Source organism: Variovorax sp. GW821-FHT09D07, from assembly GCF_059416345.1.
In genome coordinates, this window is record NZ_JBWKOY010000009.1 from 45,188 (window position 1) to 68,720 (window position 23,533).

A 23,533-nucleotide genomic window follows, 5' to 3' on the forward strand; every position below is an offset into this window, starting at 1 on the left:
AATGCCATCGCTAGCAGGCGAGAAGATCGACTTTCGCAAGTCGAACAATTTCATGCGCTCCTGGTCGCCGCAGACCGGCGAAATCTGCCGCGAGCACATCGCGCTTTCCACGAGCCGGGCACCCCCACCCGTGCGGGGCCGGCCTGCAGCAGCCCCCACCGCGCGAAAATCGGTGGAGGTGCCTGCACGCAGGACCGCCAAGCAAGACCCCTACGTCAACACGGTGCGCGGAGCGATCCACGCCGCCGAGGCAGTGTCGAATGCCGTGGGCAGCGTGCGGCACTGGCTGAACTCACCACCTGCGCCCCCGCCTCCTCCAAAAGAAAAGCCGAAGCCTGTCCAGGCCGTCCCGCCGTTCGACATCCAGGACATCCCCGGCGCGATGCGCAAGATCGGCGCGCCGGTCGGGGCGGACTTGATGGACAAGTGGTTTGCGGGGGCGTTGAACTATCCGCCCACGCCGGCTGACGAACAAAACGGCATCAACCAGAACGGCGTGCCCTATCCGCCGGGCATGTTCGACACCACCTCGGTCAAGATCGACTGGGTGCTGAAATTTGCCAGAGCCCGAAAGGGACTGGCCCACCTGATGTCCCAACTTGAGACCCCGAGGGCGCGAGATGCGATGGCGAAGAAGCTGCGGCCTTACCGCAATCGGCTGGACATTCGGCCTTGGCTGGAATGCAAGAGCGACATCGTGAGGTTTCACAAGGATTTCCAGTTTCAACAGTCGCCTGTCGAGGGCACTCTCAGTCAGAAGTTGACGCAGTTCATCACGCAGTCCCTTTTCAACGAGGGCCTTCCGAATGACCTGACATGCGCCTTGGGCTCCTTCAACCTCTACGCGGCGGTCTCACAGGCCTGGTTCGATCACAAGAACAAGTCGGCCGTCGTGACCCACATCTCCGTCTACGTGAAGGACAACTTCACATTCACGGACGAGGCGGGCCATGCTTCGCAGTACCTTGGCCACTGGAGCCGCAGCCATGTGGCGATCGTCCCGGCCCATCAGACTGCGGCGATGGTGAACATCGGGTGGCTCGACTATCCAGTGGCGCAAGGCGACGTGCATGCCAAGGACGCCGTGCTGTACCCGGTCAAGAACTCGGACTTTCGCGCGTGGCAACGCAAACACAACCAAGGCGGCGACTTCATCATCTATACCGACATGGCCACGCTAAAACTCGACACGCCGATCACGGTGGCTTTGTGATGCCCGACTTCCACTCCATGTGCCGACGAGGCGCCCGCATCCTTCGATGGACGCTCTTGATCGTCATCCTTCTCCTCGGCATCAAATACTGTTTCGAGGCAAGGGCCCGTGTCCGCGCCGACAACAATCCCGACGGGTGGTGGAGCAGTGTTTCAGATGTCCAAGATGGGGCCTACACGGCCAGGCGCGCCTTCGTCAGCAACGACACGATTCTTCTGCGGCTCTATCGCACAGGCGATCCGACGTTGCTCGCTGAACGCAGCTACCAGAAGCATGGTGTCGAGATCCTTTGGACGGAACACGAGTTGATCTACGACACCGCAGACGACTCCTACCTCGGCGGCGGCATCCAACTCCCGCCCACCCGCCTCGACCGCTTTTTGGCAAGACTGCCTTGAGAGGCGCTCGCGTCATGCTTCGCCGAAGCGCCCACCTCCTTCGATGGACGCTTTGCATCGCCATCCTTCTCTTTGGCATCAAGTACTGCTTCGAGGTGAAGGCCCGCGTCCGTGCCGACAACCATCCCGACAGGTGGTGGAGCGAGGTGTCGCCCATTCAGGGCGGGGCTTACACGGCCAGGCTCGCCTTCGTCAGCCGTGACACGATCCTGCTGAGGCTCTATCGCACGGGTAGTCCCACGCTGCTCGCGGAGCGCACCTACAGGGAGCACGGCGTCGCGCTCAGTTGGACGGACGACGGGTGGTTGATCTACGACACCTCCGACACGTCCTACGACGAAGGCTCCATTCAGCTCCCGCCCACCCGCCTCGACAACTTGCGGGCCAAGCTGCCCTAAGAGGCCTGGAAGCTTTTCTCGCCTTGGTCGACGACATCAACCAAGGCAGCGGCGCCGATCGTCTACAGACCGGCGCCGCCTTTCTTCTCCCCTACCGCGCAGGCGCCGCCGCAGGCAGCACCATCGGCGCGCCCAGCCGCGAGGCGCGCTCCCAGCCCGGTTGCGACTGCGCGCGCTCCAGCTCGGCCACCACCTCGGCGCGCGTGCGCGGTTGCGTGGCCTTCACGGGGATCGGCGCACCCCAGCGCAGCACGCCGGCCCACTCGGGGCTTTGCTGCGCGGCGCGCAGTTCGGCCACCACCTGGGCGTCGGTCTTGCCCGGGCCGGCGTTTTCGGGGTGCTCCTTGATGCCGGCTTCGGTCGCCGCGAAATGCGCGGGGCCCTCGACGTGCTGCTGGCTGGTTTGTGCGCCAGCCACCAGCGGGAGGGCTGCGGCGGCCATCGCCGCCAGCGCAAAGGCCATCTTCCTGTTCGTCATGTGTCATCTCCTTCGTTGAACGCCGAAGAGGACCACCCGCTTCGGCGATGGCGGTTTTGCTTCGCCATGCCGACACGCTAGGAATTCGGACCGTCGCCGCGCGAACGGTTCAATTACAAAAACGACAGGATGAAGACCAATTCATCAATTCTCTGCAAGGGGCAAGCGGAGCTTTCCAACTCGTAACCCGGCTGCACGGAAAACGTAATTGAAAAAGGCGGTTTCGGTCTTTTCCTGTCGCAATCGATCGATATGATTTGCCCAGACGCATGAACCATGCGGAAGGCAGAAGAAATCAATTGAACGTATTTCCGTACGCCGAACCGGAGCTCCAACGCGGTGCGTGGGAGCGATGAATTTCATATTCAATTCAAGGGCAACAATGAAAAGACAATTCCTCACGGCCGCCGCACTGTTCGGTGTCGGGTTCGCCAATGCGCAGTCTTCCGTCACGCTGTTTGGCGTGGTGGACACGGGCATCAGCAATTACTCCTCGAAATCGCAGGACATGAACGGCGCCACGCTGTTCAACCCGTTCTACGTGAACCAGGGCACGCGCACCGCGAGCCAGACCGCGCTGAGCTCGGGCGGCTACTCCACGAGCCGGCTGGGCTTTCGCGGCACCGAGGACCTGGGCGGCGGGCTCGCGGCCAGCTTCTGGCTCGAGGCGCCGATCAGCCCCGACGACGGCAAGACCGGCATCACCACCTTCCAGCGCCGTTCCACGGTCAGCCTGTCGGGCGGTTTCGGTGAATTGCGCCTGGGCCGCGACTACGTGCCCACCGCCTGGAACGACATCGTGTTCGACCCCTTCGGCATCGTCGGCGTGGGCCGCAGCCTGATCTTCACCGCCGCCAACACGAATGCCGGCGGCGGCTCGGGCGGCTTCGGCGGTGACCTCAATTACAACCGCGCCAGCAATTCGATCGGCTATTTCCTGCCGAAGAATCTCGGCGGCTTTTATGGTCAATTCATGTACGCGCTGCATGAAAACACCAAATACGATCCCGGCACGGCAACGCCGCCCGGCGTCAATGCGTCGGGCGCGCTCAATTCGGGCAATTCGGCCGCATCGCGTGCGGGGCGCTACCTGGGCGGGCGTGTCGGTTATGCCAATGGCCCGTTCGACGTGGCCGTGTCGTATGGCAACAGCACGGCGGCCGACAATTTCTATGCGGGCACCACCGACAACGTCAAGACCTTCAATCTCGGCAGCTCCTACGATTTCGGCGTGGTCAAGCTGTTCGGCGAATTGTCACGAATCAAGAAAACGCGCGATTACGCCGTCACGCCCTTGGTCGGCGGCGCGCCGGACGTCGACCTCACGGGCTACCTGATCGGCGTGACCGCGCCCGTCGGCCCGGGCCTGATCCGCGCCTCGTACTCGCAGGTCAAGTACGACCTCAACACCGTCAACCTGCCGTTCACGCCGTCGGTCGCCGACCCCAAGGCCAACAAGCTGGCCATCGGCTACATCCACAACCTGTCCAAGCGCACCGCCCTGTACGCCACCGTCGCGCGCATCAGCAACAAGAACGGCGCGGCGCTCACGGTCGGCGGCCCTGCCTTCGTGAACACCGGGGTGTTCGTGCCCAAGACCTCGACGGGCTACGACGTCGGGCTGCGCCACTCGTTCTGATCAGGGAAGACTGTCACGCGCAAGCAAGGAAGCAAGTGAGTGAATGACCGCGGGCGGCCCTGCGCCCGCGGATGTTCCGTTTCTCCAGGAGCCCGTCAGGCGGGTCCATTCGGTCCGCCTTTGTGCGGACCATTTTTTTGGGGCGAGAGAAGCGCGCCTCAGTCGGGCACAGTGCCCGCCGGCGCCGCCACCGCGCGCGCCGCGATCGGCACCGACATCACGATCGAGGTGCGCGTCTCGCCCAGGTGGTTGATGCTGCTCACGAACGATTCAAGGTGCTCGATGTCGCGCGCGACCACCTTCAGCACGTACGAGTCCTGCCCCGTGACGTGAAAGCACTCGAGCACCTCGCGCCGGCTGTCGAGCAGCTTCAGCAGCCGGGCCTTGTCGGGTTGCGCGGTGGTGATGCCGACCAGCGCGGTGACGGTGTAGCCCGCCTTGCGCGGCGGCACCACGGCGCGGTAGCCCTCGATGACGCCGGCCTCTTCGAGGCGCTTCACGCGCTCGGAAGTGGATGGCACCGACAGCCCCACCTGCCGTGCGAGCGCCGTGAGCGAGGTGCGCGCGTCCTGCTGCAGCGCATCGAGGATCTGCCAGTTCTTGGCGTCGATTTCCATGGATTTCAGGCCTGATTGAGAATTTCGCTTCCGATTTCAGGCAAGGCATGCCGTGTGCCTGAATTTCGCCATTCTCGCCATGCAGGCAGCGCCGAACAATCGACGGCATGGACTTCCCTCTCTTTCTCAAGGCCCTCGTCATCGGGCTCTCGATCGCCGCACCCGTGGGCCCCATCGGCCTGCTGTGCATCCAGCGCACGCTCGCGCATGGCCGCACCATCGGCTTCCTCAGCGGCCTGGGCGCCGCGCTGGCCGACGCCTGCTACGGCGCCATCGGTGCGTTCGGCGTGTCGGCCGTGGTGTCGACGATGGTCGCGGCGCGCGTGCCGCTGGCGCTCGGCGGTGCGGCCTTTCTCGCATGGATGGGCGTGCAGCTGCTGCGCGCGCCGGCGGCCACGCAGGCCCGCACCGCGGAAGACGCGGCCACGCCGGTGAAGGCGCTGCTGTCGGTGTCCGTGCTCACGCTGGCCAACCCGATGACGATCCTGTCGTTCGTCGCGGTGTTCGCTTCGCTCGGCAGCGGCCACGTGGGCAGCGGCAGCGGTGCGGCGCTCACGATGGTGATGGGCGTGTTCCTCGGCTCGGCGCTGTGGTGGCTGGGGCTGTCGAGCATCGTGTCGATGGTGCGGCACAAGCTCGGCGCGCGCGTGCTGCAGGGCATCAACAAGCTGTCGGGCGCACTGCTGCTGGGCTTTGCGGTGTTTCAGCTGTCGACGTTGCTGTCGCGCTGAGGAATCGACTAGATGGCTTTAACCGCCGGCTTGCGGCGCGCGGGCTTGCGCGCACCCAGTGCGCTCGCCAGCGCCTTCGTCGCCCACTCGCGCAAGGCGTGCGGGTCTTCGAGCGCATCGACCGGCGCCTCGTAGTAGCTCGCGACCTTCACGGTCGAGGCGCTGGTCGCGTACGAGAACGGCACCGCGCCCAGGCGTTCGAATTCTGGCCGGGTGGCGTCGTCCACGCGCAGGTACAGCGTGCCCTTCATCACGAAAGCGAACTGCACGCCGGCCTGCACGAGGCCGAAGCCGCCGAAGAAGCGCTTGACCTCGATGGGGCCCATCGCGCCGAGCGACTCGGCCAGCTCGAGCGCTCGCCCGTGCGAACGCTCGGCACCGCCGGCGGCGGCCGCACCTTTGGCGCGGCTCAAACGACCGCCTTGCGCCGCGCGTCGGTCACGGGTGCGCCGCCATGCACTTCGAGCAGTCGCAGCAGCGCCTCGGAGCTGTGGGCCTTGGCCCAGTCGCGTTCGGAGTCGTTGATGCCGACGAGGTGCAGGAAGTCGAAGCGGCCCGAATCGAGCTGCGCCGTCGCGGGGTAGTGCTTCGGCTCCATCAGCACCACATGGCGCAGGGCCACGGTGCCCTTCTCGCGGATCGCTTCGCCGACGGGAATGCGGTCGCCGTAGTCGAAGGGCTGCTTGTCTTCACCGAAATGCGAGTGCGCGAGCAGCACGTTGTAGGCGAGCAGGCGGCGCAGCAGCTTGATGGCCCATTGGTCCTGCGGCTGCGACGGCACTTCGATGACCAGCTCGGAGCCGATCCACGAATAGTCTTCCGGGTCGTAGTCGGCCGGCTCGGTCTCCCAGGGCGTGGAGCCGCCCGAGGTCGCGTACAGCCAGGTGTTGCGCACGGGCGTGGGCGCGAACTCGAACACGCCCAGGTGCAGCCAGCGCGGGTCGACGTCTTCGGCGCCCAGCGCCTTGAACTCGTCGAAGTCCAGCACGTAGATGCCGGTGCGCTCGGGGCCGAACAGGCGCGGGTAGAGCGTCTCTTCGCGGTAGGCCCACACGTCTTCCATGGAACTCATCGGCGCATCCTCCTCGTTGGAACGAGGGCATTCTCGTCGTTCAACGTGACCGTTGCATACGCCGCAGGGCGGGCCACTCGAGGTTGGTGAAGGCGCGCAGCACCCACTCCACCGGGCCGTACGCAAAGCGTGCCAGCCACCAGCGGCTGATCAGCATCTGCGCGCCGAAGATGCCGAAGGCGACCATGAGGCTCATGAACGGCCCGAACTCGCCGATGAGCCGCAGCCCATACGCCAGGAAGAGCCACGCGCACACCGCCGACTGCAGCAGGTAGTTCGACAGCGCCATGCGCCCCGCCGGTGCGAGCGCATCCGCCAGCCAGCCGCCCCAGCGCGACTGGAACAGCAGCATCATCGCGCCCACGTACGTCGCCGTGAGCAGCGGCGAGGTGAAGACGCCGACCGCCAGGCCCAGCACGTCCCAGCGCGAGCCCGGCACGACCGACGCGGTCCACGCATACACGGCCGCGCCCGGCAGCCCCAGCACCAGCCCGGGCACCAGCAGGCGCTTGAACAGCGGCCGATATCGGTCGGCCCGCGCGAACAGGTTGCGGCGGCCCTCGATGACGCCCGCGAAGAACATCGCCAGCGCCATCGGCGCCTGGACCAGTCCGAGCACGATCCACACCTGCGACAGCTCGCGCAGGTGCTGGCGGATGACCGTCGCCGCCGTGCCGCGGTAGGCCGCGAGCGCCGAGGCCGCGTCGGCCCTCGCGGTGCGAAGAACGTCTTCGGTCGCCGGGCCGCCCAGCATCGCGAGCATGCCGATGGCCCCCCACACCATCGCGGTCGCCAGCACCAGCCGCAGCGCCCAGCGCGCGAGCACGGCGTCGCTCTGGTGGCGCAGCGCCAGCAGGACGGCGCCGAGCACCGCATAGGTCGTGAGGATGTCGCCATGGAACAGCAGCACCGCATGCAGCACGCCGATGCACCACAGCGCCACCAGCCGGCGCGCCAGGCGCGGCACGAAGGGCTTGCCGCTGCGCTGCGCCGACTGCATCTGCAGCGTGAAGCTGTAGCCGAACAGGAACGAGAACAGCAGGTAGAACTTGGTCTCGAACAGGAACGCGACGGCAAAGGCCGCCACGCGGTCCAGCCCCGAACGCATCATCGGGTCGGGCAGCGGCTGGCCGTAGTACGGCGAGGCAAAGGCCGCGATGTTCACGACCAGGATGCCCAAGAGCGCAAAGCCGCGCAATGCATCGACGAGCGACTGGCGCTCGACCGCTACTGGAGTGGGGTTCATGCGCCCCGCCCCGGCTTCGCGAGAAAGCGGCCCACCACGCGCCGCAGCATCGGCGCCTCGCGCGCCGGGTCGAAGCCCGTGTCCAGTGCCAGGCGCGAGAACACGCCGTCGATGAGTGCGGCGATCCAGTTGGCCGATTGCACGGGGTCGAGCTCGGGGTCGATCTGCCCGCGCGCCGCCGCCTTGCGCAGCAGGGCCGCGAGGCCGTCGCGCATTTCGGTGTCGCCCGCGGCCACGCTGGCGCAGACCACCGGGTTGCGCAGGGTCTCGGCCGCCACCTCCAGCGCCAGCCGCGAGTAGCTGCGGTCGGAGGCAAAGACCATCACCACGTCGAGGAACGACAGCACCACCTCCAGCGGGTCGGGCGGGTCGTCGTCGATCGCGGCGAAGTACGCGGCCGTGTCGCGCCACTCCTCTTCGGCCAGGGCCTCGATGATCGCGTTCTTGCTGGGAAAGTAATGAAAGAGATTGCCGGGGCTCATGCCCGCGGCGGTGCAGATCTCGGCGGTGGTGGTGGCATGAAAGCCGCGCCGCGCAAAGCAGTCGCCCGCGGCCTCCAGGATCTGGCGGCGCTTGGCCTGCTGGCGTTCGGGGTCAACTTTGCGCACGGTGGTTCTCGCGGAATTCGGTCATGCCCGAATTATTAGACCGAGCGCTCGATCTATTCTGAAGGAAGCCTGAAGAAACCCTTCAGGCAGCGCGTGTGGCCGCAATGCCCCGGATGGTGTCCAGCAACAGCCGCGCGCCCTCGCCCGTCTCGCTGCCGCGCCGCACGGTCACGCCCACCGGGCCTTCGGTGCTCGCCGTGTCGATGGCCACGCGCTTGAGTTCGCCGCGCGCCACGAAGCCTTCCACCGCGCCCTGCGGCGCAAACCACACCGCGTCGGAACGCTGCAGCAGGCCCACCGCAAAACTGGTGTCGGTCGCCTCCACCAGCCGCGCCGGCAGCGCCAGCCCTTGCGCGATGAGGAAGGCGTCGGCCGTGTGCCGGATCAGCGTGCCCGACACCGGCAGCACCAGCGGGTACGCGGCCAGCGCGTCGAGCGTGGGCTTGCGCCGCGACGCCAGCGGATGGCCGGGGCGCACCACCAGCAGCAGCACCTCGCTGTACAGCTGCTCGAAGGCCAGGTCGGCCATGGCCGAGGCCTGCGCCAACCGGCCGAGCACAAGGTCGATTTCGCCCTGGCGCAGCTGCGTCATGAGCTGCGCGTTGGTGCCGCTCACCACGCGCACGCGCATCGCCGGGTGCGCCGCATGCAGCCGCGCGACCGCCTCGGGCAGCAGGTGCGCCGCCATGTTCGGCAAGGCGCCGACCGCCACGCGCAGCTGGTCGGCCTCGGGCTGGTCCATCGCCAGGCCCAGGCCTTCGCGCAGGCCGCGCAGCGCCGACACCGCGTGGCGCACCAGCACCTCGGCGGCCGGCGTGAGCTCCACGCCGCGGCGGCGGCGCAGCAGCAACTGGCGGCCCACGATCTCTTCGAGCTCGGCCACCGTCTTCGACACCGCCGGCTGCGTGAGCGACAGCGCCTCGGCCGCGCGCACCAGGTTGCGCTCCTGCGCCACCATGACGAGGCATTGCAGGTGGCGCATCTTCAGGCGCTCAAAGTTCATGGCTGACATGCGGTTCTCCTCGAAGCCTCGGGTGCGGTGTGCTTTCAAATATAACCAGAGGGAATAGCTGGCGGAAGAGACTTCAGTTGTGCCGCGCCGCGCAGCCTTCTAGAGTGCCGTGGATACGGAGACAGACAAAGCAGCCCATGACCACGATTTTTTCCTCGAAGCCTTCCTCTTCAATCTTCGGCACGCGCCGCCGCCTCACGCTCGCCGCCGCCTGCGCCGCACTGGCCCTCGGCCTCGCCGCGCCGGCCGCGCAGGCCCAGGCGAGCTACCCCGCCAAGCCCGTGAAGTTCCTCGTCAACTTCCCGGCCGGCGGCCCCATCGACATCCTCGGGCGCGCGCTGGCCGACGCGCTGCAGAAAGACCTGAAGCAGCCCTTCGTGGTCGACAACCGCCCCGGCGCGGGCGGCAACATCGGCGCCGACGCCGTGGCCAAGAGCGCGGCCGACGGCTACACCGTGCTGCTGGGCATCGACAGCACCTTCACCGTCAACCCGCACCTGTATGCGTCGATGCCCTTCGCGGCGAAGGACCTCAAGCCGCTGATGATCTTCAGCTCGTCGGGCCTGAGCTTCACCACCGCCGCCTCGGTGAAGGCCAAGACGCTGCCCGACTTCATCGCGCAGGCCAAGGCCGAGCCCGCCACCTTCAGCTCGGCCGGCAACGGCAGCCCGGGCCACATTGCCTCCGAGATCTTCGCGAGCGCCACGGGCGCGAAGATCGTGCACGTGCCCTACAAGGGCAACGCCCCGGCCGTGATGGCCATGCTGGGCAACGAGGTGCAGGCCGGCATCGTCGCCACGCCCGGTGTGCTGCCGCAGATCCAGGGCGGCAAGTTGCGCGCCCTGGCCGTCACCGGCCGCCAGCGCGCGCCGCTGCTGCCCGAGGTGCCCACCGTGGGCGAGCTGGGCCTGAAAGACCTGGAGTTCGAAGTGCTCTACCTCGCCATGGTGCCGGCCGCCACGCCCGAGCCCGTGATGCAGACCCTGCGCCAGGCGCTGCACAAGGCGCTTGCCCTGCCCGAACTGAAGGCCCGCCTGGCCTCGCTCGACATGGTGCCGCTGGCCGAAACCGATGCCGCCGCCACCGCGCGCCTGGCCACGGCGCAGGCGCGCTACGGCCGCATCGTCAAGGCGACCGGGATGAAGGTGGACTGACGGCCTTGCCGCTGCGCGCCGTGCTGTTCTTCTTGCCCTGGCCTGCTGCTGCCGCCGCAGCCGCAGCCGCATGGCGCCCCCGGTCGGCCTTGGGCAGCACCGCCTGCGCCACCATGGTTTCGGCGTGCGCCTGCAGCCGGTGCAGCGCGTCGTCGAAGCGCGCGGCATCGTCTGCGTCGAGCGTGCCCATCAGCTCGGCGTTGATGCGCGTCACCAGCGGAAACAGCTCGTCGTACAGCGCCTGCCCCGACGCCGTGAGGCCCAACCGCACCTGCCGCCGGTCGCCCGCCAGCGCCGTGCGCGACACCAGCCGCTTGGCCACCAGCGAACCCACCGCCTTCGAAGTGCGCGCCCGGTCCAGCTGCGCGTGCTCGGCCAGCTGCGACGAGCCCAGCTCGCCCCGGCTGGCCAGCACCGCGATCAGGCGCCACTCGCGCCGCGTGATGCCGAAGCGGCCCTCGCACAGCCGGATCACCATGCTGCCCGCCACCGCGAGCAGGCGCGACAGCCGGTACAGCAGCAGGTCGTCCAGCGGGCGGCGCGGCGGGGTGGCGGCGTCTTCGGCTTTCATGGGGTGGCGTCTCGAAAGGCCGGGTAAATCCGGGCGATGGTTGATTTGATCAATCGAATGTAGCGTCTCCAGAATCGTCCGCAGCCGCGGCCACCCGCCCCGGCCACGCACAGACCCTGCCGAACGCCGAACGAGACCCCGGAGAGATTGACGATGCCCCAGCTTCCCGACCCGACCCGCCGCCGCACCCTGACCACCCTTGGCGGGCTGGCCCTTGCCCCCCTTGCATCCTTCGCACCGCTTGCGTTCGCGCAGCAGCAGCCCGCCGCCTTCACCCCCGGCCAGCCGATCAAGGTGCTCATCGGCGTGCCCGCCGGCGGCACGCAGGACGTGCTGACCCGCGCCATTGCCCACCAGGTGCGCGATTCGCTCGGCCCGCTCATCATCGACAACCGCTCGGGCGCGGCCGGCCGCATTGCCGTGGACGCCGTGAAGACCGCGCCGCCCGACGGCCACACCCTGCTGCTGGGCACCGCGAGCATGATGACCATGTTCCCCAGCGCCTACCGCAACCTGTCGTACGACCCCATCAAGGACTTCGTGCCGCTGGTGAACGCCGCGCGCTTCGAGCTGGCGCTCACCGTGCACAAGGACGTGCCCGCCAACACCCTGGCCGAGTTCATCACCTGGGCCAAGGCGCAGGGCGACAAGGTGAGCTTCGGCTCGTACGGCGCCGGCACGCCCTCGCACTTCCTGGGCGAAATGCTCAACCGCGCGGCCGGCCTGAAGATGGTGCACGTGCCCTACCGCGGCTCCACGCCCGCGCGCCAGGACGTGATGGGCGGCACCGTGCCCGTGTACTTCGACACCATCGGCGGCGCGCAGCAGATGCTGCCCACCGGCCGCGTGAAGGTGCTGGCCACCAGCGGCGACAAGCGCTCGCCGCTCATGCCGCAGCTGCCCAGCTTCGTGGAGAGCGGCTACAAGGACGTGGTGGCCACCGCCTGGTTCGCCTACTACGCGCCGCTGAAGACGCCGCCCGCCACCGCCGAGAAACTGCGCACCGAAATCATCCGCGCCGTGAACTCGCGCGAGGTGCGCCAGCTGCTGCTGCAGAACGGCATGTACCCCGTGGCCGACGGCCCCGAGGCGCTCGTGAAGACCATGCGCGAAGACATTGCCCGCTGGGCCGGCATCATGAAGGCCGTGAACTTCCAGGCCAATGACTGACCGACCGATCGACAACAAGGACACCCCCTTCATGATCCCGCGCGCCCTCCCCGCTTTCGCTTCTTCCTTCAACCCGGCTCGCCGCCGCCTCGCCACCGTGCTGGCCATGGCCGGCCTCGTGGCGGCCATCGCCGCCCCCACGCTGGCGCGCGCACAGGCCGCCCAAGCCGCACTCGACAGCCCGCTGCGCATCGTCGTCGGCTACGCGCCCGGCGGCGCCACCGACCGCGTGGCGCGCATCGTGGGCGACAAGCTCGCGGCCCAGCTCGGCGTGCCCGTGATCGTCGACAACAAGCCCGGCGCGGGCGGCCGCCTGGCCGCGCAGCAGGCCAAGGCCACGCCCGCCAACCAGAACGTGCTGATGCTCGCCAACCCCGCCGTGATGGTGGTGGCGCCGCTCGTCTTCAAGGACAACGGCTACGACGCCGAGCGCGACTTCGTGCCCGTGTCGCACGTCAACGCCTACGACTTTGCGCTGGCCGTGTCGCCCACCCTGCCCGTGCGCGAGCTGAACCACCTGCTCGCATGGATGCGCGCCAACCCCCAACAGGCCAACGTGGGCGTGCCCGCCACCGGCAGCCTGCCGCACTTCTTCGGCCTCATGGTGGGCGAGAAGGCCAAGGTGCAGACCCAGGTGATTGGCTATCGCGGCTCCGCCCCGCTGCTGAATGATTTGATCGGCGGCCAGGTGCCCATTGCCGTCGACACCGAAGACGTCGTGCTGCCGCAGCACACCGCCGGCAAGCTGCGCATCCTGGCGCTGTCGGGCGAAAAGCGCTCGCCCTTCGCGCCCGCCATTCCGACCTTCAAGGAAGCCGGCCTCGACCTCGCCGCCACCGGCTGGAACACCTTCTTCGCGCCGGCCAGCATGCCCAAGGAGAAAGTCGAACGCCTGGCCATCACCATCCACGCCGTGATGCAAGACCCCGACACCCAACGCAAGTTCAAGGACGCCGGCATGACGCCGGTGGTGAGCACCCAGGCGCAGACCGCCGCGATGCTCAAGGCCTACAAGGCGCAGTGGGCGCCCGTGGTCCAAAAGTCTGGCTACCAACCCTGATTGAAATCCTCCAGCGATCTATGACGACACGCAGCACCCGCCCCAACATCATCTTCATCGTGGCCGACGACCTCGGCTATGCCGACCTCGGCTGCTACGGCGGCCGCGAGGCGCCTTTTGGCCGCGTGTCGCCCGTGCTCGACGGCCTGGCCGCCAACGGTTTGAAGCTCACGCAGGGCTATTCGAATTCGCCCGTGTGCTCGCCCACGCGCTTCGCGATGATCACCGCGCGGTATCAGTACCGCCTGCGCGGCGCGGCGGAAGAGCCCATCAACAGCCGAAGCCGCGGCAGCACCACGCTGGGCCTGCCCACCGAGCACCCCACCCTGCCGTCGCTGCTGAAAGACAGCGGCTACAAGACCGCGCTCATCGGCAAGTGGCACCTGGGCTACCCGCCCAGCTTCGGCCCGCTGCGCTCGGGGTATGAAGAGTTCTTCGGCCCCATGTCGGGCGGTGTCGACTACTTCACCCACTGCGATTCAGCCGGCCGCCACGACCTCTGGTACGGCGAAGAAGAGCACAAGGACGACGAGGGCTACCTGACCGATGTGCTGTCCAAGCGCGCCGTCGACTACGTCGAGCGCATGGCCACGCAAGAGGCGCCCTTCTTCCTGAGCCTGCACTACACCGCCCCTCACTGGCCGTGGGAAACCCGCGACGACGCCGACAAGGCGCCGCTCGTGAAGGACAACCTGTTCGACCTGTCGGGCGGCAACATCCACGTGTACCGCCGCATGATCCATCACATGGACGAGGGCATCGGCTGGATCATGGCCGCGCTCGAAAAGCACGGCATGGCCGACAACACCCTCGTCGTGTTCACCAGCGACAACGGCGGCGAGCGCTTCTCGGATAACTGGCCGCTCGTCGGCGGCAAGATGGACCTGACCGAAGGCGGCATCCGCGTGCCATGGATTGCGCACTGGCCGAAGATGATCGCCAAGGGCGGCGAGAGCACCCAGCTGTGCATGACCATGGACTGGTCGGCCACCATGCTCGACGCCGCCGGCGTGAAGGCCGACGCGGCGTACCCGCTCGATGGCGTGTCGCTCATGCCCGTGCTGAAGGACGCCACCCACACCTTCCGCCGCCCGCTGCACTGGCGCATGAACCACCGCGGCCAGGAAGCCATGCGCGACGGCGAATGGAAGTACCTGAAGGTCGACGGCAACGAGTACCTGTTCAACATTCCGGCCGATGAGCGTGAGCGCGCGAACTTGGGGAAGAAGGAGCCGCAGCGGCTGGAGGCGATGCGGGCGCAGTGGCAGGCGTGGAATGCGACGATGCCTGCGATTCCGGAGGATGCGACGGTGAGCCTTGGGTATTCGGTTAAGGATATGCCGCAGAGGTGAAACGCGAGTGCCGGAAATCCATCGCTGAAAAAGCGTTGGTTGCCGAGAAGTCCTCATCCCCAAAGTGCTGCCAACAGCAGCGCTTAGGTGGCCGCTGCAAGCTGATAGCAGATGTTGGTTGCATCGACCGGTTGAATCCGCCCCGCAAAGCGGTCCTTCACTCTTCAGCATCGAACGACTTTTTGGGGCCCAAGCAGCCATAGGGCATCTCTCGCCTCTTGCGATCACGGTGTGCCGCAGCACCGATCTCCGCAGCGACTTCTCCGTGGTCGCACACGTCGCGTTGAAACATCGAGAGGCTGACGCTGTATCTGATTCGTACCGTGCACGCCACTGGCCCATCGGACACGCAGGGCCTTCTCGTTCGCAGACTAACCGAGGGCTCCGTGTGTCGCCCTCCAGCTGTCGGTGGAAACCTTGAGTTAGGCTTCGCGCAGTCAAAGCACGTTTTGGTGGCACCGTAGTCGCCGGCTTCAAATCCGATCACGTTGCCTGCCTCACCCGCCGCCCCTTCGCCAACGCGCGTGCCTGTAAGGCGAGGAGACGCAGGGCCCTCAAACTCTTCACAAAGCCTCAGTCCTTGGTTCCAATGCGACGGTTGAAGTTTCACAGCACTGAGATTGAACAGGAGGTTGTAGATGGCAGACGTAGAAGAGGGAGTTCCGGCTTGGACTGAGCAAGACGAAAGTCAAGGACTGGATCCGTTGGGGATGCAGAACACGAGCATCGCTTTGTACCAATGGCTTTTGCCTGGTATCAGCAACGTGACATTGCGAATGCGTTACTACGCGCTGCATACATGGCTAACCGCCGAATACGCGCGTGCCCAGCACTCGGCCGATGTCGAGGAGTGGTGCCGGTTCCTGCGCCGCGGCGAAGCCCTCTATGCGCTCATCGCTCAATACAACACGCAGGATGGCGGCGTTGCAGGAACGCGCTGGGCCACGCGAAAACTCAATCAGCTCAAGGGTGATCGTGTCCACTTCTCGGAGAACACCGACCGCCAGAACAACTCCCAGTACCTCAAGCAGAAGTTCGGCGCCTTTGGCGCTGCCTACTCTTCACAGCTGCTTGAACTGGGTTTGATCGAAGAGGCGGACGGACACAACATACCGCTTCCGAGTCGGGCCATTGGCCAGGACCTGGCCCTCACCTTCGCCACCGAGATCAAGGCGTTTGGTTACCAGTTTCTTCAGGCCGTTCAAGACGGCAGCGTGACCCTGGAGGGCCTCGCACAGATGGCCGGGATGGCACCATCCGCCATTGGGGACGAGTCTGCCGAGAGGCAGATGTACGAGCAGATTCTCTTCGCGGCTGATGCGCCAGCCAAATCGCGGGCAGCTCGCCGGCGCGCCACCCTGCGTCTGGTGCTGCACACGGCACATGAATTACAGCGATTCCCCGGGCCCGACGACGTCCGCTGGACCTCTTATTCGGGCTACGACTATGAAGGCACCCCCCTGCCCGGGTTGACCGGCGCTGATGCTGAGCATCGCTACAGATGGCGGATCTATCACGCCAACGACATGCTCCACGTTTGCCACGAATCCCTGTTGCGGTTCGTGTTGGATGTCCTGAGCGAGTTTCCCGGCGGAATCGCATTGGAAGCGCTTCTGAGTGAAGTCGTCGGACGCCTGCTCGGCGTGCCCGAGCGGGCGCCATCCACATGGGCTGAACTCGAGGACAGCGTAACCGTGAGCGACAACGCTTGGAGTGATGAGCCCGATGCCGAGTGGCTTCTCGTGGAGACGCTCCTGGGCGTTCGAATCGAGGTTCCCTTCACTGCGGACATCGCCTACCAGGCGCTGCGGCTGCTCGCGGTGCTCTCTAAGCGACTGCGGCCTGAGTGCGACCAGATCGCGAAGGTGCTGGCGCCTGCAAAGCACGATACGTCGCAGACGATCTCCACGGAGCCGCATTTCGTTTGGACGAGAAGGGACCTACCGATCGAGCAGACGCTTGCCCAGCTCATTAAGAAGCGGGTGCTCGATCGGCACCTAAGCGTCGCATTCCAGAAGATGCGTGCCGGCGACTACACGTTTCTGTTCGAGATGGACGAAGGACTTCTGCGCTTTCGCAAGAAGGCTGGACCCGTTCTCACTAACCCACGCTTGGGACCGGCCATTCGGTTCTTGCATGACATCCATCTGCTGGACAACGATGGCATCACGAACGCAGGGATGCGCGTGGCGGGGTACGCATGAAGCTTTTCAATGCATTCAAGGAAACGGGCTTCCACACGACAATCACCTCCTCGTTCTGCATAGACTTTCCGGCGTACGAACAGATCGTGTTGCTACGGCTGCGGGATGCGGGCTGCATGAACAACATCGTGCTCGCCGATTCGCGCATGCTCACACTCGCCCTGGACGAAATCGAGCGTTCGCCTCAAATGGCGGGCATTCGCTATTCGCTTGTTGGAGCTGACGGTCCAGCCTTGTTTCACCCAAAGCTCACACTGCAATTGGGAGGCCACTCGGCCCGGTTGCTCGTGGCCTCAGCCAACTTGACCATGAGCGGTTTGGCAGGCAACCTTGAGGTGGTCGGGGAACTGCGCATGCGCGCCGACGACCATCGCTTGGCGCCCATCATGCGACAAGCGCTCGAATTTCTCGAGCAGTTCGTCCATCCTGCCGAAAACGCCGCTCGCAAGCAGCTGGAATGGGCTCGAACGCGATCTCCCTGGTTGCGCGATTCAGAACCAGCCGACGCTTCGCCGCCCGCACAGCTGCTGACCAGTGGCGAAGCCACTGGAATCGGACACCGATTCGTGGAGCTAGTTGCGAACGACCCAGTTCAAAGATTGATCATCGCAAGTCCTTACTGGGACCCAGATCTCAGCGCTGCGCACTTCTTGCAGCGCACGTTGAAGCCGCGCAAGACCGCACTGATAGTCGACACGCAGCGGGGTCTGTTCCCAGGTACGCAAAGCCTGAAGGCCGCTTTACATGAAATCAGTCCCTTGGCGCAGCCTCGCAGCCGCTTTGCGCATGCCAAGGTCGTCATCGCGCAGACCAAGAAGGCTGATCATGTTCTATTCGGAAGCCCGAACTGCACGATAGCGGCACTTGGTACTAGTGAGCGTGCCGGAATGAACGTTGAGGCGGCGCTCTACAAGCGCATGCCGCCCGGCGCTGCGCTGACGGCACTTGAACTAGAGAGGGTGCTCGACGTTCCCGCTGTAGATGAGAGCGAGATTGCAGCTTATGAGCGAGGCGAAGTTATCCCGCTTGAGGAAGCGACCGCGCGGCAGCCTGGGCGCTTTCACGTGCTCGGATTGCAGCTGTCCTGGACGCCGTCAGCGCACTTCGATGTTGCCGATGCAATCGTTGAACTGCTGGACGCAAAGCAGGAGCTCCTCGTTGCACTGCCGCCCACGGGCGGCCAAAGTGTTCGAAGCTACGTGCTGAAGCTGGCGACGTCACCTCGATTCGCTAGAGTGCGAGCGGATGATCAAGTTTCCTCCATAGGCGTCGTCCACAACGAGCAGGCCTTGATGGACAACTTGCGTCCGGCCAAGAACAAGCAGATTAAGGACGGGTTGGCAATGCTGGACGGTGGCGACATCGAGGGCCTGTACCTCTACGAGGCTCTTGAATTGATCGATGCTGGAGAGCGCCAGTTGGCGAGGCGTACGGCGGCCGGCGGTCGCGCGCGAGGCGGGCGCAATCAGGGTATGGAGAACCCCTTGATGACCTACGACGATTTCATGCGCACTCGCGCACCCGCAGGGGCGCAGGCTCAAGACCTCGCGCCTTCAAACTCATTGGCATCCAGCCATACCAATGAAGTGCGTGCCTTACTGAACACCTTGATTGGCGTCGATGCTGGCCAGCTGCAGATTGACGAAGTCGACAATGCATCGGGCGAAATGCCGCTCGGGATGGGTGACGAGATCACCGATGGCGGGGAAGCCCTCGAAGAGGGACTCGAGATCGCGCAGGAAGCCGCACGACCTCAACCACCGAATGCGCCTCCACCTGTCGCAGTCATGCGTGCCGCAGACACAGAAAGAGCCATCCTGGATTCCGTAAGCAAGTTCAACAAGCGCATCGCCGCGGCCGCAGGAGAGCGCGAGCTCACGACACGCGATCTCCTACGAGTGCGCCTGCTTTTGACGGTCGTCCTCGCTTCGGGAAGCAAGAAGCGGGTGCGTCACACAACCATCGCGCCTGGCGAGCGCCCGCCAGTACTTGTAGCGCGAGGCGATGCCAGCTGGCCGCGGCTGGCCGGGCAAGTACTTTTCACCCTGTTCGCCACCCAAGTCGGCGGCGTGCCGATGATCCGGCAAGTGAAGGTGCCTGACCAAGCCAGCATAGCAATCCCAGCGGACATCCTGGAGTGCTTTGCCACTTGCTTTTGGACCGTAGCGGCATTAGCCCTTGCACAGGATGAGCGCAATCTACCGACCCAGGTGGCCGTACACGCCCATCGTCGAGCCGAGGAGATCTACGGCTCGACGATCCTGGATGCCGATGACCTCATGAGCGCACCCGTGATGAAGGTGCTCGATGCGCTCGGTGCTCGGTACGCCGAGCGTCTGGGTGTCTCGCAAGGAGCGATCCTGGACCTTCACTCTCAGATGTCCGCGGCGGCCCAAGTCTTTGGTGAACAAGCCGTTGACGATGCCGAGGAAGAGGAGATAGAACTGGATTAGGAGCGTGCGGTTCGAGCAGGGAAGATTCAAAGGGTGGTCACCGATGCGGCGAACGACCGCGTCAGACGGATTGCTGTCACCTGACGTTGCCATCTTCAAGGCCTGCTTCATGCCCCGCTGCTGACGTTCAGGGGCGACTACCAACTTTGCCGTGAAGGCTCAGGTACATCTCTGCTGACTTATCGGTGCCAAGTCGTCCGGCGCGCACTACTCGCCGAGGCATCCAGGATCGGCAATCTTGGCGGCAACCCTATTCAATGACGCGCCGGCAGCCAGACATACCAGAGGAATCGCCGGTCTGAGCGGAGAGCGCTTAGCACGACAGTACCCAGCAACCCAAACAATGAGATGAGGGACGTTACCAAGAAAATCTTGGGCTCCCAGCCCAGTTTTTCCCATTTAGTAGCGCTCAGCCGGTACTGATCTTTCCACAGCTTTTTCGCTTGGCCCCTCACGCGAAGCTTGCCTTGCGCAATCTCTCCCTCGAAATCTCCAACTGCCGTATACGTCTCGACTTGCCTCGGTGACAACGAGGCTTCATCGATAGACAGATCGCTGATGTTGCCGCGCACCTGGACCATGCCAAGACGACCCAATTGTCGATGTTGCAAGTCCTTGGGTTGCAAACCTCTAAGAGCTATCCATCCACCTTCCGCACTCACTCGAACGCCGATGTCCTCGGTCGAAAATTCACTTGAATCTGCAGGCTGTTCAAAAATCGCTAGGAAGCCAAAGATCGGTTCGGAAATTTCGAAATTAACTCCCCCTTCCTTCAAGGGCTTAAGGTCGGGCACGAACCCGCACTCGAGGTGCTGTGAGGCATCAAGGATCGAATTCGGTGGCAAGACACGAATTTCGTACTTTCGCTGTCCGATCTTCAATCGGACAGTTCGAGGCGACAGGGTGACCTTCTTTTCATTCGTAGTCATCAGCGGTGTTCCAACGAAAAGCTTCAACTCCTTAGGCGACTCTATTTCAAGCGACGCCGCTTTGCCAACGAACTGGGTGATCTTGATGCCTTTCTGTTCAACATCATCGTCGAGATTGAACATTGATGCTTCATCCATATTCAATCGGAACTTGGACGCGCGCTCTGGCGGAATGAGGCTCATGAAGTCCGTCATACCGGAATCACCAAGAAATTCCAGATCGCGCATATCTGTGACGTCCAACCAAGCCTTTGGCACTGGTCCCAGCTTTTCAAGATCCGATGCCGACGTACATCCAGACACCGCGAAAAGCCTAAATCGCGACATTTTTTCGGTAGTGATGGTTGACCGAATAGCGAAGCCGCCAGGCGGGCTTATCCAATTGATGTTTCCCCGAATGCGAGAGTCTGGAACGAAAGAGAAAGGTCTGGGCGACTCCTTGCTGCCACGTTCGTCTTCAGACACGAGAGCTCCACTAGCAGGTGGAGACAAGGAAATATCAAAGTAGGCAGTTAAGGGCGCGTAGAACAGCCCAAAGACGTAGTACGCGACGCAGCAATATGTGAGGCCGCAGGTGACGACTATGGCCGGCGCAAGCAAGAGTCGTCCGAGCAAGCCGATCGGTGCGTGGTTATGTACAAAGTCAGCGGCCTTAAATATTCCGAGAACTAATCCACCGCAAAACACACCGCCAATGATGTTCGACGCGAAGTTTTCAACCACCCACTTCACAGTCATCTGACTATTCAAGAGTGCGATGAAAACATCGAATGCACTCAGGCTCACGGCCGCGGACCATGCAGTATGCCAAGCGATGACCCGAGAGTTGACGCTTAGAAGTGCGAACCAACTGACGACAAGCGCGACAGCAAGGATCTGCCACTGAAACGCCGCGCCCACCCAAGATCCAAGCGAAGGAAATGCAACCAACTGACGCTGATAGACAGAGTCGTAGATTGAAGGAACATCGCTATTTAGGAGAGAAAGCAGATAGTTTTGAATCTGCGGTCCCGTCGAAAGAACAAATGCCAGGCAAACAGTAGTCGCCACTAGAGCGGATCCATGCCGAAGCCGCTTACGCCATTGAACTGATAGCAAGATCGCGGGGAGCATTGGGTTGAATGCGGGCTCGAAGCCCTTTGATTTTTTACAAGTCGGGTTCTAACTAGTGTAGTGCCCGTGCGACGGTGAGCTATTCGCCCCTCGGTTGGAAAGCCGCCCTCGAACTGAGACCACCCGGAAGACAACAACCGCTGCAAAGCGATCAAATCTCGATCGAGGAGCCGACGCTACTCTGCCCTTGCTACATTGAGCGAAATGAGAAAGTGACCGGCCACCGGTCACAAAGACGCGACGGCCAAGCAACCAATCCCTACCCCCTCCCACTCTCCCCCAACAACCTCTCCGCCTCCCTAGCCAGATCCGCCGCAATCCACAGCATGTGATCCCGGTGTTTCTCCCCGGCTTCTTCGAACCAGCCATTGCCGTCGCCGTAGCAGCACCACAGCAAGGAGTTCAGCTGGGCCAGTTTGATTTCGAGGAGGTCTCGGGCGTCTTCGCCTGTGGGGGTGGACGAAGGGGTCGCGCCGCGTGTGCGGCGGGGAGGTTTGGGCGTGGAACGCCCGGCCATAATTGAATCAGCCATTTGGTGTGCTTCCTTTCGAAAGTTGGGCACGTCTCTTGGTTAGACGGCCAGGGTGTTCACGCACCCTGGCCGTCGCCTTTTGTGCCTCACATTCGTGTCGCTGCTTCACAAAGAGGCATCGACACCCGCCGTGAGGCAAGACGGTTCATTCGCTCGCACGAATCAATCGCTCGATCAATCAATGAATGTCTGGGAAGAAGGCGTTCCTTTCACGGGGTTCGTCGGCCGCTACAGCAGGCCGTCTTGTCGCGGGGGCATTCACTGTAGAGAAGCGAAGCCGCGCAAGAGAAAAGAATTCGTCGACGATTTCTCGAATCGACGAGATATCTGAGGTGCCCCGGTTTTTCCGCTTCGCCGGAGGCGAGACGAGGCGAAGCAAGGTTCGGCTCGGGGCCGGCCGCCAGCTAGTGCGCGTGCGTGGCGCGCTCGGCTTCGCTGTCGTGGTGGTCCTGGCTGCCCCCTCGCGCCGGCAGCGCGTCGGCTGCCAGCGCAAGGAAGAGCGCAAGGAGCAGCCACAGCGCCACGTCGCTCAACCGGTAGAGGTTCTTGCGAAAGCGCTTGGTGCGGCGGATCACGGCGTGCCTCCCGGGGCGGCCGTGCGGGCGTCGTCGTTCAACGCCGGAAGAAGACAAAGCCCCATGCAGCGGACCGCATCCACCGCGAGGGCCGCGTCGTCCACGTCAGCCATGAGGCATGAGGTGGTACAGCTCCGGCAGAAAGCCGCCGGGCGCGGTGAGGCGCGACTTGAGCCGCACGACCAGGTGCAGGTCGTCCACCAGATGAATGTCGCCGCCGCGGTTGGTGAGCTGCAGCTTCACGGCCAGCAGGCCCTGCAGCTTGGCGCGGTGCCATTCGGCGGCATCGGCGATCTGCGCGCGCGTCATGGCCGCGATGCCGATGCCGTGTTCCAGCTCGGCCGCGCGCAGGCAGGCCACGACGCGGTCGACGCTTTTCAGCGTGCCCTCGATCACCTCCAGGCAACGCTCGGCCAGCCGCGTGGGCTCGTCGGCGGAGTTGCCGTACACGAAGGCCTCGTAGGGACGGGGCGCGCGCTTGGAATCGCGAGGCATGGGCTGCGGGCCGGCGTCGCGGCTCAGCGCGGCAGCAGGTCCAGGCATTGGCGGCGGCGCCACACGGCGCTGCGCACGGCCTGGCTGTCGTCGAACACGACCTTGTACTGGCACACGAGGTAGTTGGCCGACTGGGGCATCTGGAACTTGAAGTGGTAGTCCCACTCGGTGCCGAGCGCGCCGCGCTGTTGCTTCAGGGCCTGTCCGAGCACGGCGAGCACCTGGGCCTGGTTGAGGCCGGGCTTGATCTCGCGAAAGCGCTCGGGCCGCGACACGACGCCGTCGCGCAAAAAGGGCTCCTTGAAGTCGGGGCGGCGCGCCTCGACGTCGCGGTAGTCCAGCTTGTCGGGGTTGCTCACGGGGTCCACGGGGTTGTCGCGGGCCACCGCAGGAGCGGCGGCGCCGAGCAGCGCGGCGGCGAGCACGAAGGCGGCAGCGGCGGGGGATGCGTGCGGGGTGGTTTTCATGGCTAGCGTCCTCTTGGGTCGGATGGGTGTCGGATGGGTTTCGTGG

General features: G+C 64.6%; 23 protein-coding genes. 11 read left to right on the forward strand and 12 right to left on the reverse strand.

Going from position 1 to position 23,533, the window contains the following annotated elements; genetic code table 11:
* Window position 1 precedes the first annotated feature (1 nt).
* From AC07OX_RS25885 to AC07OX_RS25895, 3 genes are read left to right on the forward strand one after another with little or no spacing between them, the layout of a single operon-like run.
* Window positions 2-1,213, forward strand: coding sequence for a DUF6402 family protein (locus tag AC07OX_RS25885; protein WP_495260278.1), 1,212 nt, complete (start codon window positions 2-4; stop codon window positions 1,211-1,213).
* Window positions 1,213-1,611 carry a hypothetical protein gene (locus AC07OX_RS25890; protein WP_495260279.1) on the forward strand — a complete coding sequence of 133 codons (399 nt, stop codon included), beginning with the start codon at window positions 1,213-1,215 and terminating at the stop codon, window positions 1,609-1,611. Before AC07OX_RS25885 ends, AC07OX_RS25890 begins: the two co-directional genes overlap by 1 nt.
* 14 nt (window positions 1,612-1,625) lie before the next feature.
* Window positions 1,626-2,009 carry a hypothetical protein gene (locus AC07OX_RS25895; RefSeq protein ID WP_495260280.1) on the forward strand — a complete coding sequence of 128 codons (384 nt, stop codon included), beginning with the start codon at window positions 1,626-1,628 and terminating at the stop codon, window positions 2,007-2,009.
* Between the two features lie 91 nt (window positions 2,010-2,100).
* Here the strand turns inward: AC07OX_RS25895 and AC07OX_RS25900 are convergent, their stop codons facing one another.
* Window positions 2,101-2,487, reverse strand: a complete 387-nt coding sequence (locus AC07OX_RS25900) for a hypothetical protein (RefSeq protein ID WP_070063166.1) — start codon at window positions 2,485-2,487, stop codon at window positions 2,101-2,103.
* Window positions 2,488-2,869: 382 nt separating this feature from the next.
* Here AC07OX_RS25900 and AC07OX_RS25905 point away from each other — a divergent pair, with 382 nt between their 5' ends.
* Complete coding sequence (locus AC07OX_RS25905) at window positions 2,870-4,126, forward strand: porin (RefSeq protein ID WP_495260281.1); 1,257 nt, start codon at window positions 2,870-2,872, stop codon at window positions 4,124-4,126.
* Window positions 4,127-4,284: 158 nt separating this feature from the next.
* On the opposite strand, the gene AC07OX_RS25910 is transcribed toward AC07OX_RS25905, so the two are convergent.
* On the reverse strand, window positions 4,285-4,743 hold the full coding sequence (locus tag AC07OX_RS25910; RefSeq protein WP_495260282.1) for an Lrp/AsnC family transcriptional regulator: 459 nt from the start codon (window positions 4,741-4,743) through the stop codon (window positions 4,285-4,287).
* Window positions 4,744-4,850: 107 nt separating this feature from the next.
* Here AC07OX_RS25910 and AC07OX_RS25915 point away from each other — a divergent pair, with 107 nt between their 5' ends.
* Window positions 4,851-5,474 carry a LysE/ArgO family amino acid transporter gene (locus AC07OX_RS25915; protein ID WP_495260283.1) on the forward strand — a complete coding sequence of 208 codons (624 nt, stop codon included), beginning with the start codon at window positions 4,851-4,853 and terminating at the stop codon, window positions 5,472-5,474.
* An 8-nt stretch (window positions 5,475-5,482) separates the two neighbouring features.
* Here AC07OX_RS25915 and AC07OX_RS25920 read toward each other — a convergent pair whose 3' ends face one another.
* The 5 genes from AC07OX_RS25920 to pcaQ all read right to left on the reverse strand — a co-directional run bounded on the left by AC07OX_RS25920 (window position 5,483) and on the right by pcaQ (window position 9,412).
* Window positions 5,483-5,887, reverse strand: a complete 405-nt coding sequence (locus tag AC07OX_RS25920) for a TfoX/Sxy family protein (RefSeq protein WP_495260284.1) — start codon at window positions 5,885-5,887, stop codon at window positions 5,483-5,485.
* Window positions 5,884-6,546: a suppressor of fused domain protein gene (locus AC07OX_RS25925; RefSeq protein ID WP_495260285.1), complete on the reverse strand. Its 663-nt coding sequence runs from the start codon at window positions 6,544-6,546 to the stop codon at window positions 5,884-5,886. The genes AC07OX_RS25920 and AC07OX_RS25925 overlap by 4 nt, the downstream gene beginning before the upstream one ends.
* A 40-nt stretch (window positions 6,547-6,586) precedes the next feature.
* Window positions 6,587-7,792 (reverse strand): DUF418 domain-containing protein, encoded by a 1,206-nt coding sequence (locus AC07OX_RS25930; RefSeq protein ID WP_495260286.1) that lies wholly within the window; start codon window positions 7,790-7,792, stop codon window positions 6,587-6,589.
* Window positions 7,789-8,400: a TetR/AcrR family transcriptional regulator gene (locus AC07OX_RS25935; RefSeq protein ID WP_492684346.1), complete on the reverse strand. Its 612-nt coding sequence runs from the start codon at window positions 8,398-8,400 to the stop codon at window positions 7,789-7,791. The genes AC07OX_RS25930 and AC07OX_RS25935 overlap by 4 nt, the downstream gene beginning before the upstream one ends.
* A gap of 82 nt (window positions 8,401-8,482) precedes the next feature.
* Window positions 8,483-9,412 carry a pca operon transcription factor PcaQ gene (pcaQ, locus tag AC07OX_RS25940; protein ID WP_062479169.1) on the reverse strand — a complete coding sequence of 310 codons (930 nt, stop codon included), beginning with the start codon at window positions 9,410-9,412 and terminating at the stop codon, window positions 8,483-8,485.
* Window positions 9,413-9,549: 137 nt separating this feature from the next.
* Here pcaQ and AC07OX_RS25945 point away from each other — a divergent pair, with 137 nt between their 5' ends.
* On the forward strand, window positions 9,550-10,566 hold the full coding sequence (locus AC07OX_RS25945) for a tripartite tricarboxylate transporter substrate binding protein (RefSeq protein WP_495260287.1): 1,017 nt from the start codon (window positions 9,550-9,552) through the stop codon (window positions 10,564-10,566).
* On the opposite strand, the gene AC07OX_RS25950 is transcribed toward AC07OX_RS25945, so the two are convergent.
* Window positions 10,538-11,137, reverse strand: coding sequence for a MarR family winged helix-turn-helix transcriptional regulator (locus AC07OX_RS25950; RefSeq protein WP_495260288.1), 600 nt, complete (start codon window positions 11,135-11,137; stop codon window positions 10,538-10,540). The two genes, AC07OX_RS25945 and AC07OX_RS25950, sit on opposite strands and share 29 nt — an antisense overlap.
* A 153-nt stretch (window positions 11,138-11,290) precedes the next feature.
* Between AC07OX_RS25950 and AC07OX_RS25955 the strand changes: the two genes are divergently transcribed.
* From AC07OX_RS25955 to AC07OX_RS25975, 5 genes are all read left to right on the forward strand, one after another.
* Window positions 11,291-12,307: a Bug family tripartite tricarboxylate transporter substrate binding protein gene (locus AC07OX_RS25955; RefSeq protein WP_495260289.1), complete on the forward strand. Its 1,017-nt coding sequence runs from the start codon at window positions 11,291-11,293 to the stop codon at window positions 12,305-12,307.
* 106 nt (window positions 12,308-12,413) lie between these two features.
* Window positions 12,414-13,367, forward strand: coding sequence for a Bug family tripartite tricarboxylate transporter substrate binding protein (locus tag AC07OX_RS25960; RefSeq protein WP_495260409.1), 954 nt, complete (start codon window positions 12,414-12,416; stop codon window positions 13,365-13,367).
* A 20-nt stretch (window positions 13,368-13,387) separates the two neighbouring features.
* A complete protein-coding gene (locus tag AC07OX_RS25965) occupies window positions 13,388-14,719 on the forward strand; it encodes a sulfatase family protein (RefSeq protein WP_495260290.1) in 1,332 nt (443 codons plus the stop codon).
* Between the two features lie 710 nt (window positions 14,720-15,429).
* Window positions 15,430-16,923, forward strand: coding sequence for a hypothetical protein (locus AC07OX_RS25970; protein ID WP_495260291.1), 1,494 nt, complete (start codon window positions 15,430-15,432; stop codon window positions 16,921-16,923).
* Window positions 16,920-19,376: a phospholipase D-like domain-containing protein gene (locus AC07OX_RS25975; RefSeq protein ID WP_495260292.1), complete on the forward strand. Its 2,457-nt coding sequence runs from the start codon at window positions 16,920-16,922 to the stop codon at window positions 19,374-19,376. The genes AC07OX_RS25970 and AC07OX_RS25975 overlap by 4 nt, the downstream gene beginning before the upstream one ends.
* A 254-nt stretch (window positions 19,377-19,630) precedes the next feature.
* Here the strand turns inward: AC07OX_RS25975 and AC07OX_RS25980 are convergent, their stop codons facing one another.
* The 4 genes from AC07OX_RS25980 to bamE all read right to left on the reverse strand — a co-directional run bounded on the left by AC07OX_RS25980 (window position 19,631) and on the right by bamE (window position 23,487).
* On the reverse strand, window positions 19,631-21,355 hold the full coding sequence (locus AC07OX_RS25980; protein ID WP_495260293.1) for a hypothetical protein: 1,725 nt from the start codon (window positions 21,353-21,355) through the stop codon (window positions 19,631-19,633).
* Between the two features lie 999 nt (window positions 21,356-22,354).
* The gene (locus AC07OX_RS25985; protein ID WP_495260294.1) at window positions 22,355-22,525 is read right to left on the reverse strand and encodes a hypothetical protein; all 171 of its coding nucleotides are present in this window, start codon (window positions 22,523-22,525) and stop codon (window positions 22,355-22,357) included.
* 105 nt (window positions 22,526-22,630) lie between these two features.
* On the reverse strand, window positions 22,631-23,020 hold the full coding sequence (locus AC07OX_RS25990) for a hypothetical protein (protein WP_143599085.1): 390 nt from the start codon (window positions 23,018-23,020) through the stop codon (window positions 22,631-22,633).
* 23 nt (window positions 23,021-23,043) lie between these two features.
* Complete coding sequence (gene bamE / locus AC07OX_RS25995; RefSeq protein ID WP_062479197.1) at window positions 23,044-23,487, reverse strand: outer membrane protein assembly factor BamE domain-containing protein; 444 nt, start codon at window positions 23,485-23,487, stop codon at window positions 23,044-23,046.
* Window positions 23,488-23,533 lie beyond the last annotated feature (46 nt).

Excerpts from the sequence above, each read along its gene's own strand:
- AC07OX_RS25885 (WP_495260278.1), top strand. The coding sequence starts at position 2 with ATGCCATCGCTAGCAGGCGAGAAGATCGACTTTCGCAAGTCGAACAAT.
- AC07OX_RS25890 (WP_495260279.1), top strand. The coding sequence starts at position 1,213 with ATGCCCGACTTCCACTCCATGTGCCGACGAGGCGCCCGCATCCTTCGA.
- AC07OX_RS25895 (WP_495260280.1), top strand. The coding sequence starts at position 1,626 with ATGCTTCGCCGAAGCGCCCACCTCCTTCGATGGACGCTTTGCATCGCC.
- AC07OX_RS25900 (WP_070063166.1), bottom strand. The coding sequence starts at position 2,487 with ATGACGAACAGGAAGATGGCCTTTGCGCTGGCGGCGATGGCCGCCGCA.
- AC07OX_RS25905 (WP_495260281.1), top strand. The coding sequence starts at position 2,870 with ATGAAAAGACAATTCCTCACGGCCGCCGCACTGTTCGGTGTCGGGTTC.
- AC07OX_RS25910 (WP_495260282.1), bottom strand. The coding sequence starts at position 4,743 with ATGGAAATCGACGCCAAGAACTGGCAGATCCTCGATGCGCTGCAGCAG.
- AC07OX_RS25915 (WP_495260283.1), top strand. The coding sequence starts at position 4,851 with ATGGACTTCCCTCTCTTTCTCAAGGCCCTCGTCATCGGGCTCTCGATC.
- AC07OX_RS25925 (WP_495260285.1), bottom strand. The coding sequence starts at position 6,546 with ATGAGTTCCATGGAAGACGTGTGGGCCTACCGCGAAGAGACGCTCTAC.
- AC07OX_RS25930 (WP_495260286.1), bottom strand. The coding sequence starts at position 7,792 with ATGAACCCCACTCCAGTAGCGGTCGAGCGCCAGTCGCTCGTCGATGCA.
- pcaQ (WP_062479169.1), bottom strand. The coding sequence starts at position 9,412 with ATGTCAGCCATGAACTTTGAGCGCCTGAAGATGCGCCACCTGCAATGC.
- AC07OX_RS25945 (WP_495260287.1), top strand. The coding sequence starts at position 9,550 with ATGACCACGATTTTTTCCTCGAAGCCTTCCTCTTCAATCTTCGGCACG.
- AC07OX_RS25950 (WP_495260288.1), bottom strand. The coding sequence starts at position 11,137 with ATGAAAGCCGAAGACGCCGCCACCCCGCCGCGCCGCCCGCTGGACGAC.
- AC07OX_RS25955 (WP_495260289.1), top strand. The coding sequence starts at position 11,291 with ATGCCCCAGCTTCCCGACCCGACCCGCCGCCGCACCCTGACCACCCTT.
- AC07OX_RS25960 (WP_495260409.1), top strand. The coding sequence starts at position 12,414 with ATGGCCGGCCTCGTGGCGGCCATCGCCGCCCCCACGCTGGCGCGCGCA.
- AC07OX_RS25965 (WP_495260290.1), top strand. The coding sequence starts at position 13,388 with ATGACGACACGCAGCACCCGCCCCAACATCATCTTCATCGTGGCCGAC.
- AC07OX_RS25970 (WP_495260291.1), top strand. The coding sequence starts at position 15,430 with ATGCAGAACACGAGCATCGCTTTGTACCAATGGCTTTTGCCTGGTATC.
- AC07OX_RS25975 (WP_495260292.1), top strand. The coding sequence starts at position 16,920 with ATGAAGCTTTTCAATGCATTCAAGGAAACGGGCTTCCACACGACAATC.
- AC07OX_RS25990 (WP_143599085.1), bottom strand. The coding sequence starts at position 23,020 with ATGCCTCGCGATTCCAAGCGCGCGCCCCGTCCCTACGAGGCCTTCGTG.
- bamE (WP_062479197.1), bottom strand. The coding sequence starts at position 23,487 with ATGAAAACCACCCCGCACGCATCCCCCGCCGCTGCCGCCTTCGTGCTC.